The organism is Aeromonas sp. ASNIH5, from assembly GCF_002902865.1.
Classification (GTDB): domain Bacteria; phylum Pseudomonadota; class Gammaproteobacteria; order Enterobacterales; family Aeromonadaceae; genus Aeromonas; species Aeromonas caviae.
Window position 1 is genome coordinate 856,728 of sequence record NZ_CP026122.1, and the last position, 15,267, is coordinate 871,994.

11 protein-coding genes are annotated in these 15,267 nt (G+C 63.0%); 8 read left to right on the forward strand and 3 right to left on the reverse strand.

Annotated elements, in window-relative coordinates; genetic code table 11:
* Positions 1 to 183 precede the first annotated feature (183 nt).
* Together C2U30_RS03845 and C2U30_RS03850 are read left to right on the forward strand one after the other, a co-directional pair.
* On the forward strand, positions 184 to 3,090 hold the full coding sequence (locus tag C2U30_RS03845; protein ID WP_199767337.1) for a DUF748 domain-containing protein: 2,907 nt from the start codon (positions 184 to 186) through the stop codon (positions 3,088 to 3,090).
* 906 nt (positions 3,091 to 3,996) lie between these two features.
* Positions 3,997 to 4,593: an acetate uptake transporter gene (locus C2U30_RS03850; RefSeq protein WP_069651183.1), complete on the forward strand. Its 597-nt coding sequence runs from the start codon at positions 3,997 to 3,999 to the stop codon at positions 4,591 to 4,593.
* Between the two features lie 78 nt (positions 4,594 to 4,671).
* On the opposite strand, the gene C2U30_RS03855 is transcribed toward C2U30_RS03850, so the two are convergent.
* Positions 4,672 to 5,481, reverse strand: a complete 810-nt coding sequence (locus tag C2U30_RS03855) for a zinc-dependent peptidase (RefSeq protein WP_069651179.1) — start codon at positions 5,479 to 5,481, stop codon at positions 4,672 to 4,674.
* A gap of 18 nt (positions 5,482 to 5,499) precedes the next feature.
* Complete coding sequence (locus C2U30_RS03860; protein ID WP_029314462.1) at positions 5,500 to 5,913, reverse strand: GNAT family N-acetyltransferase; 414 nt, start codon at positions 5,911 to 5,913, stop codon at positions 5,500 to 5,502.
* Positions 5,914 to 6,241: 328 nt separating this feature from the next.
* Here C2U30_RS03860 and C2U30_RS03865 point away from each other — a divergent pair, with 328 nt between their 5' ends.
* A complete protein-coding gene (locus tag C2U30_RS03865) occupies positions 6,242 to 7,741 on the forward strand; it encodes an alanine/glycine:cation symporter family protein (RefSeq protein ID WP_043156472.1) in 1,500 nt (499 codons plus the stop codon).
* A gap of 67 nt (positions 7,742 to 7,808) precedes the next feature.
* Here the strand turns inward: C2U30_RS03865 and C2U30_RS03870 are convergent, their stop codons facing one another.
* Complete coding sequence (locus tag C2U30_RS03870) at positions 7,809 to 8,615, reverse strand: crotonase/enoyl-CoA hydratase family protein (RefSeq protein ID WP_103243208.1); 807 nt, start codon at positions 8,613 to 8,615, stop codon at positions 7,809 to 7,811.
* A gap of 157 nt (positions 8,616 to 8,772) precedes the next feature.
* Between C2U30_RS03870 and C2U30_RS03875 the strand changes: the two genes are divergently transcribed.
* The 5 genes from C2U30_RS03875 (at position 8,773) to C2U30_RS03895 (ending at position 15,063) form a co-directional block, all read left to right on the forward strand.
* Positions 8,773 to 10,560 (forward strand): putative nucleotidyltransferase substrate binding domain-containing protein, encoded by a 1,788-nt coding sequence (locus C2U30_RS03875; protein ID WP_103243209.1) that lies wholly within the window; start codon positions 8,773 to 8,775, stop codon positions 10,558 to 10,560.
* Between the two features lie 2 nt (positions 10,561 to 10,562).
* The gene (locus C2U30_RS03880) at positions 10,563 to 11,189 is read left to right on the forward strand and encodes a 3'-5' exonuclease (protein WP_103243210.1); all 627 of its coding nucleotides are present in this window, start codon (positions 10,563 to 10,565) and stop codon (positions 11,187 to 11,189) included.
* A gap of 107 nt (positions 11,190 to 11,296) precedes the next feature.
* Positions 11,297 to 11,608 carry a DUF485 domain-containing protein gene (locus C2U30_RS03885; protein ID WP_039039049.1) on the forward strand — a complete coding sequence of 104 codons (312 nt, stop codon included), beginning with the start codon at positions 11,297 to 11,299 and terminating at the stop codon, positions 11,606 to 11,608.
* Positions 11,605 to 13,260: a cation acetate symporter gene (locus C2U30_RS03890; protein WP_010674577.1), complete on the forward strand. Its 1,656-nt coding sequence runs from the start codon at positions 11,605 to 11,607 to the stop codon at positions 13,258 to 13,260. The genes C2U30_RS03885 and C2U30_RS03890 overlap by 4 nt, the downstream gene beginning before the upstream one ends.
* A gap of 210 nt (positions 13,261 to 13,470) precedes the next feature.
* On the forward strand, positions 13,471 to 15,063 hold the full coding sequence (locus C2U30_RS03895) for an ABC-F family ATPase (RefSeq protein ID WP_010674576.1): 1,593 nt from the start codon (positions 13,471 to 13,473) through the stop codon (positions 15,061 to 15,063).
* Positions 15,064 to 15,267: the final 204 nt, after the last annotated feature.

Here is a 15,267-nt window from a genome sequence, read left to right on the forward strand (position 1 = left end):
CCCACATCGCCCGTCACGGCATGCCGGACAGACTGGGCGGTTTGGGCAAGCGGCGAGGTGGGGCAAACGGGGGAAATCCGGCCTTGGTCGCACAATAATTCCCCAGCCCGGTCAGAGTGCGGCGCACCTCATGAGTCCTTCCCATGAACCGGGCACGATTAATTGCTACCATATGCGCATCAAATGGAGACCATCATGCTCAAGCCTCTGCCCGCTCGTCTGCTGCGCTATGCCCTCTATCTTCTCGCGCTCCTGCTCATCGGCATCACCATCCTGCTCTGGCAGGCGCCGACCCTCATCCAGCGCCATCTCCCCGGCTGGCTTGCCACCCATTACGGTCTGCACCTCTCCCTTGGCAAGATAGAGGTGGGGATCCGCTCCCCCTCCCTCGTGCTGGGGCCCAGCGCCCTGCTCGATGACAAGCAGCAAGCACTGGTGTCATTTGAAGAGCTGAAGCTCATTCCCGCCTTGAAAGCGAGCTGGCAGCAGCGCGCCCTGGTACTGGAAGAGGCCACCCTGACCGCCCCCAAGGCAGATCTGGTGCGCCTCGAGGATCTCAAAGGGGAGGCGCGCTTCAATCTGACCGATGCACTGGCCTCCCTGCTCTCCCCTGCGCCGGAGCAAACACCGCCAGCTAGCGCCGAGCCCGTGCTGGTGACCATCGGCAAGCTGTCCGTCGAGCAGGGCCGGCTCAGCTACCGGGACAGCCGCAAGCAGAGCAGCCCGGGGTGGGTGCCGCCCCTCACCCTGGACAAGCTCACCCTGCACCTGCCCGGCTTTTCCACCGCAGAGGGGGTGCTCAACCCCTATCGCCTGAGCGCCACCGTCAACGAGAAAAGCCCCCTCAAGGCCGAAGGGGAGTTCGACATGATGAGCGGCGCCGGCAAGGGCAACCTCAGCCTTGGCAAGGTGGCCATCGCCCCCTTCGCCCCCCTCTGGGCCCCCTATCTCAAGGCGACCCTCGCCAAAGGGGAGGCCAGCGCCGAGCTCGCCTATCGCCTCACCCAGGGCAAGCAGGGACTGGACTGGCAGTTGTCAAAGGGCAAGCTGACCCTGGCCAACTGGCAGCTCACACGCAACAAGGGGGAGGAATTTGCCCGCTTCAAGCAGTTGGCGCTGACCGGGATCCGCATCGATGGCAACAAGCAGCGCCTTGAGCTCGATGCCGCCACCCTCAAGAGCCCGGCCATCACCGCCGTCCTCGACCACCAGCAACAACTGGATCTCGCGGACCTGCTGATCCCCCAGAAGACCCCCAAGGGGGGCAAACAACCGGCCACCCCCGCCAAGCCCTGGCAATGGGCCCTCAAGCAGACCCGCATCGACCAGGGCAGCCTCACCCTGACCGAAGCCACCAGCGGCAAGCCCCTGAAACGGGCAATCTCCGCCATCGCCCTCACCCTGGGGCCCCTTGGCAGCCAGGCCGCCCAACCCAGCCCCCTCACCCTCAACGCAGCCCTCGACACCAGGACGACGGTGGCGTTTGACGGCACCCTGGGGCTGACCCCCTTCACCCTGAACGGCGCCATCCGCCAGCAGGGGCTGCCGCTGACCCTGGCCCAACCCTACCTGCAGGATCTGCTGCGCATCAGCGTGCGGGACGGCGAGCTTGCCAGCCGCACCAGACTTGACCTGGTCACCGACCGCCAGGGGGCCATCAGCAAGCTGGAGATAAGCGGTGGACTCGAGGTCGCGGGGCTCAACGTGCTGGATCGGGCCGACAACCAGCGCCTGCTCCAGATAGAGAATCTGCAATTGAGCGGCCTGCACTATGATGGCCTGAGCCAGCAACTGCGCATCGCCGACATCCTGCTCAGCAAACCCTATGCCCGCATCGAGATCAACGAAGAGGGGATCACCAACGTGCAGCAACTGCTGCTGCCGCAACCCGCCGCGAACGCCAGGGAGAGCGCCCCCGCCCCGCACATCGTCATCGATCAGATCCGTACCGCCCAGGGCAACCTGCGCTTCGCCGATCGCAGCCTGAGCCCGGAGTTCGTGGTGGACATCGCCTCCCTCGACGGCCAGAGCCGCCATATCAGCAACACCCCGGGGCAGCGCTCCGAGCTCGCCTTCAACGGCAAGGTGGACCGCTACGCCCCCGTCACCATCCGGGGGGGCGCCAACCTGCTCATCGAGGATCCCGTGCTGGACGTGGCCGTGGCCTTCAACAATCTGGAGCTCACCACCTTCACCCCCTACTCCAGCACCTATGCAGGCTATGCCATCGACAAGGGGCAGCTCTCCATGAAGCTCAACTACAAGCTGCAGGGCAACCGGCTGGAGGGGGACAACGACATCACCATCAAGAAGCTGCAACTCGGGGAGAAGGTCAAGAGCGAGCAGGCCAAGGATCTGCCCCTCGGCCTCGCCATCGCCCTGCTGAGCGATTCGAACGGCGTCATCAAGATGAACCTCAAGGTGAAGGGCAATCTGGATCAGCCTGATTTCAGCCTGGGCAACATCTTCTGGGACGTGCTCGGCAATACCCTCGGCAAGGCCATCACCTCCCCCTTCTCCCTGCTTGCGTCCCTGACGGGGGGCACCAAGGATCTCGACGAGCTCCCCTTCCTGCCTGGCGATCCCGCCCTGACCCCGACACAGCAGACCAAGCTGACCACCCTCGCCCAGGCCCTCAAGGAGAGGCCCAAGCTCAGCATGAACATCCGCGGCAAGGTCAACTTCAACGAAGAGCGCCCCATCCTTCAGCGCCAGAAGCTTGAGCGGCTGCTGGCCAAGATCACCGGCAGCCCGGTGGATTTGACGCTGCTGGAGCAGGATCCCGCCATGCAGTCCGCACTGGCAGAGGCTTATGAAGCCAAGTTCAACGAAGATCTCGGGGATCTGGCCGACCGGCTGCGACTCGATGAAGGGAGCGAGGCCCTGCGCGCCCAGGCGGTGCTCCTGCTGCGGGATCAGCAGCTCATCACCGCCAAGTCCCTGCGAAACCTCGCCATGCGCCGCGCCCAGAACACCAAGGAGTATCTGGTGGATACCCAGGGCATCGCGCCGGAGCGCCTCTTCGTGCTCGACAGCCAGGTGAAGGAGACGGACAAGGAAGCCAAGGTGGTGCTGACCCTGGACAACTGATCCGGCGCCCGCCGGATGCCCCTCTTGTTTGCCCCGACGGCACATGGCCCGAGGGGCTCCCTCCCCTGACCCCTTCCATCAGGATATGTCTCTCGCTAGCCGTCCCGAACAATCCGGTTATCCCTTTATCCAGCATGTCAAAATAGATGGCCCGATCAGATATACAGTGTCTAATCGGGCCAATCCTGAACACCCTCTCGCGCACGCCACAGGGCCAACCCCGCGCCCCCCTTACATTTCGTAGCCTCTTCACTGGCCCCCCTTGCTGCCGTGTCTGCATGTTGAAGCCTCCGGCCACAGGGCAATCCCTTGGCCCAACCTCTTGCGTCTCGGTTTTTGTCATCTGGGCCCATGGCCCATCCCGCCTCTGGCTTTTTGACAAGGGCAGCCTCTGATCCTGCCCGTTAATCTTGCGCCCCTTTCGCCCGTGGCAGTCAACACGGCGCGCTTGCGGGTTTCTCAAGCGCCCCGCCCTTGTGTAGTGAACACGGTGGCGAGCGCGGGGTTGACGAGAAAATGGGGAGCGCAACGGACACTGCGATGGCAAGCGATACGGGAGGCCGATGCGCCACAAACAGGAGGGAAACACTCTGGTCTGATGGCATATGAACTCATTTTTCAATCAAGCCGCCATGACGCGACCATCCGGGGCGCGTTTCCCTCACCAATCCCAGTCACCATCGTCGTTGCCGACTTTCATGCCAAGGTGCCTTTTATACAAAATTGCAACGTTGAAAACGTTTTTCATTCACCACTCGTCTACCTGAATGGCACGAATGGTTGGCCACTTAAACTTTCGTGTTCTTTTTTTACCATTTCTGTGTGTCCCCCCTTGCCCGGGACCCTGAGCCTGCCTAAAATCGCGCGTCTTTTATCAACCCCACCTCTATTGTTGGAGAACACCACGTGAGCGAAAAATTGGCCAACCCTGCCCCTCTGGGTCTGATGGGTTTCGGTATGACCACCATTCTGCTGAACATCCATAACGCAGGTTTCTTCCCCATCAGCGCCATGATCCTGGCCATGGGTCTGTGCTATGGCGGTCTGGCCCAGATCATCGCCGGCATCATGGAGTACAAGCGTGGCAACACCTTCGGTGTCACCGCCTTCATCTCCTACGGTACCTTCTGGTGGAGCCTGGTGTTCCTGCTGATGATGCCGGGCATGGGTCTGGCCGAAGCCACTCCCCACGCCTACATGGGCTGGTATCTGCTGATGTGGGGCATGTTCACCCTGTTCATGCTGGTAGGCACCATCAACTTCCCCCGCGTGAAGCAGTTCGTGTTCGCCTCCCTGACCGTGCTGTTCTTCCTGCTGGCCGCCCGTGACTTCACCGGCAGCACCCTGATCGGCACCATCGCAGGTTTCGAAGGCATCATCTGCGGCGCCAGCGCCATCTACCTGGCCATGGCCACTGTGATCAACGAGCAGTTCGGTCGCACCGTGCTGCCCATCGGCGAGCAGAAGAAAGCCGCTCCCGTCGAGCTCAAAGCCGCTGCCTAAGCACCCGGCGACATCGCTGTCACGAAAAAGGCACCCTCGGGTGCCTTTTGTGTTTCTGCCGCCCGGACACAGTGCCGGTCAGCCCTGCGCTCCGGGATCCCCAGCAAGCAATCGGGTGGCCGGGTAGCGGCCTGCGGGATCCTGGCCGTAGAAGCGGGCGAACTGGTCATAGACCGCAGGGTAGACGGCGCGCAGACGCAACGGATCGGTGAAGAAGCTCTCGCTGCACACCGCGAAGAATTCGGCGGGATGCGAGGCGGCGTAGGGGTCTATCTCGGTCACCTCCTCTCTGGTCAACTGATCGTTCATCTCGTCAAACGCACCTTGCAGCGCCCGGGTCCATTGCTGGGGATCCATGCCCCGCGGCAGGGGCGGTGCACCGTCCGCATCCCCTCCCAGCATGTCGAGCTTGTGGGCAAGCTCATGGATCACCAAGTTGAATCCGTCCCAGTCCCCGTCCTGCTGCAATTCGCTCCAGGCCAGCACCAGCGGCCCCTGGGGCCAGGATTCACCGGCGTTCTCCTCTTCAAATTCGCTCACCAGCCCGAACTCGTCCTGCACCTCCTGACGACGGGTCACGGGCTCGGGGATGATGATCACCTCGTGGAAACCTCGATACCAATCGAACCCCAGGTGCAGGATGGGCAGCACTGCCTGCAGGGCCAGCACCCCCTGCTGGCGGGGCGTCAGTTCCACCCCGATCTGGGTGAGGGTCTTGCGCGAGAGAAAATGGCGCGCCAGCTCCATCAACTTCTGCGCCTCTTCTTCTTCAAGCCCCTGCAAGATGGGCACCGCCGCCAGCGCCTCGCGCCACTCCTGCTCTTCTGGGAGACGGGGCTCCCGGGGAGATGCACCACCCAATACCTCTTTCAACCTGGACCAGAACACACGGACTCCTCTTGCCAATCAGACAGCTTTCACAAAACGTTTCGGACGCTCGCAATACCCTTGCGCCAGATAAAATCGGTGCGCCCCTTCGCGCTTGAGGCTGCTGGAGAGCTCCAGCTGGCCGCACCCCAGGGCTGCCGCCCGCTGCTCTGCCGCCGCCAGCAGCAGGGCCCCGATGCCCCCGCCCCTTGCACCCTCATCGACAACCAGCGCCGAGATCAGGCCCCAGGCTGGTGCAAGGTGCATGGGTTGCAAGTGGTGCCACACCAGCACCCCCACCGGGATCCCCTCGCACAGGGCCACCAGTACCTCCCGCGCCGGATCGGGCTGGGCCAGCCTGGCGCTGACCGCCCCGTCTGGGTTGGGGTAGCCCAGCTGGGCAAACAACCCCGTCAATCCGGCCCCATCCGCCTCCCCGGCGAGGCGAATGATGTATCTGTTTTCCCTTGTTGCCACTCCTGGCCTCCTATTTGCATTACCTCAATCAGCCCTCTGGGCATGGCAAAGCGGCAGATGATGGGTATGTACCGAATCTTGTCCAGTTCCATTCACCATTTGTTAATGTCAATTCACAAATTAACAAAGTAACAACACTTTTCACTAGGAAGGCCCTGAACAAACCGATATGTTAAATCCCGCGGACTAACCAGTCGAAAGTCCCGCACAATCCTGAGTGACCCCCTTGGTCACCATATATTTCAATGTTAGGGCAGCGAGGCACAGACCTCGCCAAGACAGCGCAACAAAGGAGTTGTTGTACATGAATGAGATCGTCAATGCCATCAATGGCGTGATTTGGAGCCCTGCGCTCATTTATCTGTGTCTGGGGGTAGGCCTCTACTTCTCCCTGCGCAGCCGTTTCCTGCAACTGCGTCACTTGAAAGGCATGATACGCCTGATGTTTCAGGGCAAGGGCAACGATGCCGGTGTCTCCTCCTTCCAGGCACTCTCCATGACCCTGGCCGGTCGCGTCGGTACCGGCAACATCGCCGGTGTGGCCACTGCCATCACCTTCGGCGGCCCGGGCGCCCTGTTCTGGATGTGGATGGTCGCCTTCCTCGGCGCCAGCTCCGCCTTCGTGGAGTCCACCCTGGGTCAGGTCTACAAGGAGAAGATCAACGGTGAATACCGCGGCGGTCCGGCCTTCTACATCGAGAAGGGCCTGGGCATGAAGTGGTATGCCTGGACCTTCGCCATCGCCACCATCTTCGCCTGCGGCGTGCTGCTGCCGGGCGTACAAGCCAACTCCATCGGCTCCAGCCTGCAGACCGCCTTTGACATCGATCCCAACGTCACCGCCGCCGGTCTGGCGCTGCTGCTCGGTTTCATCATCTTCGGCGGCGTCAAACGCATCGCCAATTTCGCCAGTACCGTGGTGCCCTTCATGGCGCTGGGTTACATCATCGTCGCCTGCGTCATCATCGCCCTGAACATCGGCCAACTGCCGGGCGTGATCCTGCTCATCTGGAAGAGTGCCTTCGGGATGGAAGCCGGCTTCGGCGCCATTCTGGGTCTGGCCATCATGTGGGGTGTCAAGCGCGGGGTCTACTCCAACGAAGCCGCCCAGGGGACTGGTCCCCACGCCTCCTCCGCCGCGGCGGTGAGCCACCCGGCCAAGCAGGGCCTGGTGCAGGCGTTCTCCGTCTACATCGACACCCTGTTCGTCTGCTCCGCCACCGGCTTCATGCTGCTCATCACCGGCCTGTACAACGTGCAGGGTCCGGACGGTGCCGCCCTCTACACCGGCATCGCCGGCATCGCGGCAGGCCCCGGCTATGTGCAGACCGCCATGGAAAGCATGATGCCAGGCTTTGGCAACTACTTCGTCGCCATCGCCCTGTTCTTCTTCGCCTTCACCACCATCGTGGCCTACTACTACATCGCCGAAACCAACATCGCTTTTGTCAACCGCAAGATTAACCGCCCCTGGCTCACCTTCCTGCTGAAGATTGCGCTGATGGCTGCCACCGTCTACGGCACCGTCAAGACCGCCGATCTGGCCTGGGGCCTGGGTGACATCGGCGTCGGCCTGATGGCCTGGCTCAACATCGGTGCCATCCTGATGCTGCAAAAGCCGGCTTTCGCCTGTCTGAAAGACTACGAGGCACAGCTGGCCAAGGGTCTGGATCCCGTGTTCCACCCGGAAAAGCTCGGCATCAAGAACGCCGACTACTGGATTGAAAACCGCGCCGAAGTGAACCTGATGCGCGAGCAAACCGGCCACCCCTTCGAGGCAGACCCGGATACCGTTGCCAAGTAATCAGACGGCACAATGCAAAATGGCAGCTTCGGCTGCCATTTTCATTTGTGTTGGATGGGTGAGGGGTTCAAAGCGCGTTGCGGCGCGGTCCGAATGGCAGGCGCCAGCGAAGCAGGCTGTTGAGGGTCGCCCGCCACTGGTTGGGGCGCCCCAGGATCTGCCTCTGCAACCGGGTCTCTTCCTTGAGCATGGTCTCGTCACTGCGAGCCCAGGCCTGGGTGTAGAGCTGCTTGATCCCCGCCAGCGCATCCGGCGACTTGGTGATCAGGGTCCGGGCAAAGGCCCGCGCCTCTTCCAGGGGATCCGCGCACACCCGGCTCACCAGGCCGAGGGACTTGGCTTCGCTGGCTTCGAGCTCGCGCCCGCTCATGGCAAGCTCCATGGCGGTATCCATCCCCATCAGGTTGCGCAGGGTGACACTGCCGCTCATGTCGGGGATGATGCCCCACTTGATCTCCATCACCGAGAAGCGGCAATCCGGGGTGCTGAAGCGAAAATCGGCGCCGAGCGCTATCTGCAGACCGCCGCCAAAACAGACCCCCTGGGTCACCGCAATCACGGGCACCGGCAGTTGATGCCAGCCATAGGCCACCCGCTGGGCCAGGTTGGTCGCCTCGTCCGCCTCGCGCTTGAGGATCTCCAGCGCCGCCACCGGCTGCCTCAGCATGGATTTCACATCCAGCCCGGCGCAGAACGCCCGCCCCTCCCCGTGCAGGATCACGGCCCGCAACCCTTTTTGCCGGGATACTGCGTTCAGCGTCTCGTCGATGGTGTCGAACATGGCCCGATCCAGCGCGTTGAGCTTGTCCCCCCGGCAGAGCATCACCTCGGCGATCCCCTCCTGAAACACCCATTTGACCCTTGGCTTTTCCATCTCCGTCTTCGTCCTTTGATTCAACTGGTCATACCACAACGTTACCAGAGTGTTATGGGCAGGTACAGGGAGGCCGCCCCGGGCCTGCGACTAAAGTCGGCTGGCCCGGTGGTGGAGCCTTTGTCAGACTGGCCCCATGGTCACGGTGGAGCCTGTCATGTCACTTCTGTTCAATTTTGCCCGTCCACCGTTCGACGGCCTGGACGAGGAGGCACGCCAGCGGCTCGGTCAGCACCTCAGCATCTGCTACTTTCGCGCGGGCCAGACGGTGCAGCACGCCGGGGAGGAGCCCGCCGGGCTCTACCTCATCATCAAGGGGGCCGTGGAAGAGTCGGCCCCCCATCAATCCTTTGGGGACTATGGCGAGGGGGACATGTTCGACGTCCGTGCCCAGTTTGACGGGCACTGCCGCCACCGTTTCGCCGCCCTGGAAGATACCCTCTGCCAGCTCATTCCCCGCCCCGTCTTTCTGGCCCTGTGCGACGCGCACCCCCATATCGCCCGCTACTTCACCGCCACCCTGGCGGAGCGCCAGCGGGAGCAGGAGCGCCGCGGCCAGCTCGGACAGCAGAACCTGGCAGAGTTCATCCTGACCCGCATCGCTCCCGACCATCTGCAGGCGCCGCTCATCGTGGAAAGCAGCCTCTCACTCCTGGCCGCCACCGAGGCCATGGTGGCCAGGGGCACCGACTGCCTGCTCTATCCCGGAGCAGAGGGCAGCCTGAGCCTGGCCACCCGCAAGACCCTGCTCCACGCCCTCACCCTCAAGGGATTGCCGCTCAGTGCGCCGCTGGCGGTGCTGACCCCCACCCCGCTGACGGGTCTGCCACTGGGGAGCTATCTGTTCGATGCCCTGCTGCTGATGACCCGCCACCGCATCAAGCGCCTGGTCATCTGGCAGGGGCAGGAGGTGGCAGGCATCCTGCATCTGACCCAGGTGCTCGGGCTCTTCTCCACTCACTCCCATGTGCTGACCCTGCGCATCGCCCGCGCCGACTCCCCGGCCGCCCTCGAGGCGGTCGCCCGGGAGCAGCAGCAACTCATTCGCTCCCTGTTTGCCCAGGGGATCCACACCCTGTTCCTGATGAAGCTCATCGCCACCATCAACGAGCAGTTGATCGCCAAGGCCTTTTCCCTGGTGATCCCCGCGGCGCAGCAAGAGCAGGTGTGCCTGCTGATGCTGGGGTCGGAGGGGCGTGGCGAACAGATCCAGAAAACCGATCAGGACAATGCCCTGATCCTGCCGGATGGCCTGCCGTGGCCCACCCAGTCGGCGGATCTGGCCGCCTTCAGCGCCCTGCTGGCGCGCCTGGGTTATCCCCCTTGCCCGGGCAGGGTGATGGTCAACAACCCGGCCTGGGTGAAGCCGCTTGGCGGCTGGCTGCAAGGGATAGAGCAGGCCTGTGTGCGCGCCAGCGAAGCGGATCTGCTCTGGCTCGCCACCCTGGCCGATGCCCAGGCCATCACGGGAGATCGCGCCCGGCTCGCCCCCGTCGCCCGCCACCTGCGGGCCTGCCTCGCCGACCGGCCGGATCTGCTGGCGGAGATGGCAAGGGCCGCCGTCGCCTTTCACGCCCCCCTCACCCTCTTTGGCAGGCTGGAGCAAGCCCCCGAGGGGCTGGATCTCAAGCGGGGCGGCCTCTTCCCCCTTGTCCACGGCGTCCGGGTACTCTCCCTGGAGGCGGGGATCCTGGAGACCTCGACCACAGGACGCATCGAGGCCCTGGTGGGCCAGGGACGCCTCAGCCGGGACTATGGCACCAATCTGGCGGAGGCCTTCCGGCTGTTCATGCGGCTTCGGCTGCGCAGCCAGTTGCAGGAGGGAGACGGACGGGTGCGGGTGGCAGACCTCGGCCCCGCAGAGCGGGATCTGCTGCGCCATGCCCTGCACCAGGTGAAGAAGTTCCAGCAATGGCTCACCTTGCACTTTCGTCTTAGGCAATAGCGATGTGGATGCACTGGCGCCGCCGCTGGCTTGGCAGGACGTTTCGGGAGGGGGTGTTTGCCCCGCTCTTTGCCCGCCCTGCTGGCGACGAGTGGGTGGCGCTGGACTTCGAGACCACCAGCCTGGATCCGGCGCTGGCGGAGATCGTCTCCATCGGGGCGGTGCGCATCCGGGGCAACCGGATAGAAACGGGCGATGCCCTTGCCATCCGGGTCCAGGCTCCCGCCAGCCTGAGCGCCGGGTCCGTGGTGATCCACGGCCTGCGCCATCAGGATCTGCAACAGGGAATGGCACTGGAGCCCGCGCTGCGCGCGCTGCTGGAGTTCATCGGCTCCCGTGAGCTGGTGGGGTATCACATCGCCTATGACCTGCGCATTCTCAACCTCGCCTGCCAACGGCTGTGGGGGCTCACCCTGCCCCAGCGCGGCATCGAGGTGAGCCGCCTCTATCACGATCACCTCTATCGCCGCTATCCCGACGCCGCCATCGATCTGCACCTGGCCGCGATCTGTCGCCATCTGGCGCTGCCAGCCCTGCCCCCCCACGACGCCCTGAGCGATGCCGTCACCGCCGCCCTTGTCTTTGTACGCCTGCATCAGGGCGGCCCGCTGGCTTATCCCAAAGTCTAATTGTTCGGAAATAACATTTAATTCACATTTTGCTTACATGGACAGCCGTGCTGTCCGGTAGGGAACCCCTCATCCACCGCTGACATTCACTGTCATGGAGAACTGCAATGGAACAGCAACCGTATCTTCGGATCCAGCAAGATCCCAACTTCCAGGCACTGGTCGCCAAACGCCAGCGTTTTGCCTGGACCCTCTCCATCCTGATGCTGGGGCTCTACCTGGCGTTCATCCTGCTCATCGCCTTTGCACCGGGCTGGCTTGGCACCCCCTTGAGCGAAGGCTCCAGCATCACCCGTGGCATCCCGGTCGGGATTGGTCTCATCGTATCGGCCTTCGTGCTGACCGGTATCTACGTATTTCGTGCCAACGGCGAGTTCGACGAGCTGAACCAGAAGATCCTCAAGGGAGCGCAATCATGAAAGGCAAGTTTCTGCTGCCGCTGGCAGGTCTGATCTCCACCCCCTTGCTGGCGGCCGACGCCATCAGCGGCGAGGTGCAACGCCAACCCCTCAATATCTCGGCCATCGTGATGTTCGTGATCTTCGTGGCCGCGACCCTGTTCATCACCTACTGGGCCTCCAAGCGCAACCGCTCGGCCTCCGACTACTACGCCGCCGGCGGGCGCATCACCGGCTTCCAGAATGGTCTGGCCATCGCCGGTGACTACATGTCCGCCGCCTCCTTCCTCGGCATCTCCGCCTTGGTCTACACCTCGGGATATGACGGTCTCATCTACTCCATCGGCTTCCTGGTGGGCTGGCCCATCATCCTGTTCCTGATCGCGGAGCGGCTGCGCAACCTCGGCAAGTACACCTTTGCCGACGTGGCCTCCTACCGCCTCAAGCAGACCTCGGTGCGCAGCCTCTCCGCCAGCGGCTCCCTGGTGGTGGTCGCCCTCTACCTCATCGCCCAGATGGTCGGTGCCGGCAAGCTCATCGAGCTGCTGTTCGGCCTCCAATACCACGTGGCCGTGGTGCTGGTCGGCATCCTGATGGTGCTCTACGTGCTGTTCGGCGGCATGCTGGCCACCACCTGGGTACAGATCATCAAGGCGGTGATGCTGCTCTCCGGTGCCTCCTTCATGGCCATCATGGTGATGAAGTCCGTCAACTTCGACGTCGGTACCCTGTTCAGCGAAGCGGTCAAGGTGCATGCCAATGGTGCGGCCATCATGAGCCCGGGGGGCCTGGTCGCCGACCCCATCTCCGCCATCTCCCTTGGGCTGGCCCTGATGTTCGGTACCGCAGGTCTGCCCCACATCCTGATGCGCTTCTTCACCGTGAGCGATGCCAAGGAAGCCCGTAAATCGGTGTTCTATGCCACCGGCTTCATCGGGTACTTCTACATCCTCACCTTCATCATCGGCTTTGGCGCCATCCTGCTGGTCAGCACCAACCCGGACTTCAAGGACGCCACCGGCGCCCTGCTGGGGGGCACCAACATGGCGGCGGTCCATCTGGCCGATGCGGTGGGCGGCAGCCTGTTCCTGGGCTTCATCTCCGCCGTGGCGTTTGCCACCATACTGGCGGTCGTGGCCGGGCTGACCCTGGCGGGGGCCTCCGCGGTCTCTCACGACCTCTATGCCTGCGTCATCAAGGAAGGCAAGGCCAACGAGGCCGACGAGCTGCGCGTCTCCAAGATGACCACCCTGGTACTGGGTGTGGTCGCCATCGGCCTTGGCATCCTGTTCGAGAAGCAGAACATCGCCTTCATGGTGGGCCTGGCGTTCTCCATCGCGGCGAGCTGCAACTTCCCGGTGCTCTTCCTCTCCATGTTCTGGTCCCGCCTGACCACCCGTGGCGCCGTCTATGGCGGCTGGCTCGGTCTCATCAGCGCCGTGACCCTGATGATCCTGGGCCCCACCGTCTGGGTGAAGGTGCTGGGTCATGCCCAGGCCATCTTCCCCTACGAATACCCGGCGCTCTTCTCCATGGGGCTGGCCTTCATCGGGATCTGGTTCTTCTCGGTCACCGACAAGTCCCAGGCAGCCTCCGACGAGCATGCGAAGTTCTTCCCGCAGTTCGTCCGCTCCCAGACCGGGCTCGGTGCCTCCGGCGCCTCCGCCCACTAAGTGGCATCCCACGCATCCAAGCCGGCCCAGTGCCGGCTTTTTTCATGACCGCCCCCTCGCCTCCCCTCTGCAAGAGAGGCCGGAGCCCGTTGCTGGCCTGGTCGTGAAACCTTCCCCTCTGCAATGGGGCCAGATCACAGTTCCTGCTAAAACTTTCGGGGGATCTGTGCCATAATGCGCGCCATTTGACAGACCAACCGGGACATTCCAGTGCTTTCAAGCAACAACATCACCATGCAGTTCGGCGCCAAGCCGCTGTTTGAGAACATCAGCGTCAAGTTTGGCGGCGGCAACCGCTACGGCCTCATCGGTGCCAACGGCTGTGGCAAGTCCACCTTCATGAAGATCCTCGGCGGCGATCTCGAACCCACCGGCGGCAATGTGAGCCTGGATGTCAACGAGCGCATCGGTAAGCTGCGCCAGGATCAGTTCGCCTACGAAGAGATGCGCGTACTGGACGTGGTCATGATGGGCCACACCGAGCTGTGGGCCGCCATCGCCGAGCGCGATGCCATCTACGCCAACCTGGAAGCCACCGACGACGACTACATGAAGGCCGCCGAGCTGGAAGGCCTGGTCGCCGAGTATGATGGCTATACCGCCGAATCCCGCGCAGGCGAGCTGCTGCTGGGTGCCGGTATTCCCATCGAGCAGCACAACGGCCCGATGAGCGAAGTGGCCCCGGGCTGGAAACTGCGGGTACTGCTGGCGCAGGCGCTCTTCTCCAACCCCGACATCCTGTTGCTGGACGAACCGACCAACAACCTGGACATCAACACCATTCGCTGGCTGGAGCAGGTGCTCAACGATCGTGAAAGCACCATGATCATCATCTCTCACGACCGTCACTTCCTGAACTCCGTCTGCACCCACATGGCGGATCTGGACTACGGCGAGCTGCGGGTCTACCCGGGCAACTACGACGAGTACATGCTGGCTGCCACCCAGGCCCGCGAGCGCCTGCTGGCCGACAACGCCAAGAAGAAGGCCCAGATCGCCGATCTGCAATCCTTCGTCTCCCGCTTCAGCGCCAACGCCTCCAAGTCCAGCCAGGCTACCTCCCGCCTCAAGCAGATCGACAAGATCAAGATTGAGGAAGTGAAGGTCTCCAGCCGTCAGAACCCCTTCATCCGCTTCGAGCAGGACAAGAAGCTCTACCGCAACATCCTGGAGATCGAAGGCGTCTCCAAGGGTTATGGCGACGGTCCCCTGTTCAAGGGGCTCAACATGATGCTGGAAGTGGGCGAGAAGGTCGCCATCCTGGGTACCAACGGGATCGGTAAGTCCACCCTGATCAAGACGCTGGTCGGTGCCCTGGCACCGGATACCGGCACCATCAAGTGGTCCGAGAACGCCCAGATCGGCTACTACGCCCAGGATCACGCCGAAGATTTCGACACCGATCTCAATGTGTTCGACTGGATGGCACAGTGGAAGCAGGAGAACGAAGACGAGCAGGCGGTGCGCTCCGTGCTGGGTCGTCTGCTCTTCTCCCAGGACGACATCAAGAAGCCGGTCAAGGTGCTCTCCGGTGGTGAACAGGGCCGCATGCTGTTCGGCAAGCTGATGATGCAGCGCCCCAACATCCTGATCATGGACGAACCGACCAACCACCTGGACATGGAATCCATCGAATCCTTGAACCTGGCGCTGGAGATGTACAAGGGCACCCTGATCTTCGTCTCCCACGACCGCGAGTTCGTCTCCTCCCTGGCGACCCGCATCCTGGAACTGACCGAAGACGGCATCCGCGACTTCGGCGGCACCTACGAGGATTACCTGCGCACCCAGGGTGTGGTGTAATCCTCCGCTTTCAAGCAAAGCGATCAGAACCGGCGCCTCGTGCGCCGGTTTTTTTATGCCTCCTTGATCACGCCCCACAGCAAGAGAAGGATTGGGGATAGGGAGAGCAAGAGTACAGCGCGCTGTCATACACCTGTCCCGCTCATCCCCAGCCAGGATAGGCAGCACAAGCCCGTGCCTGGCCCTTCCCTCCTGCGCCCGCCC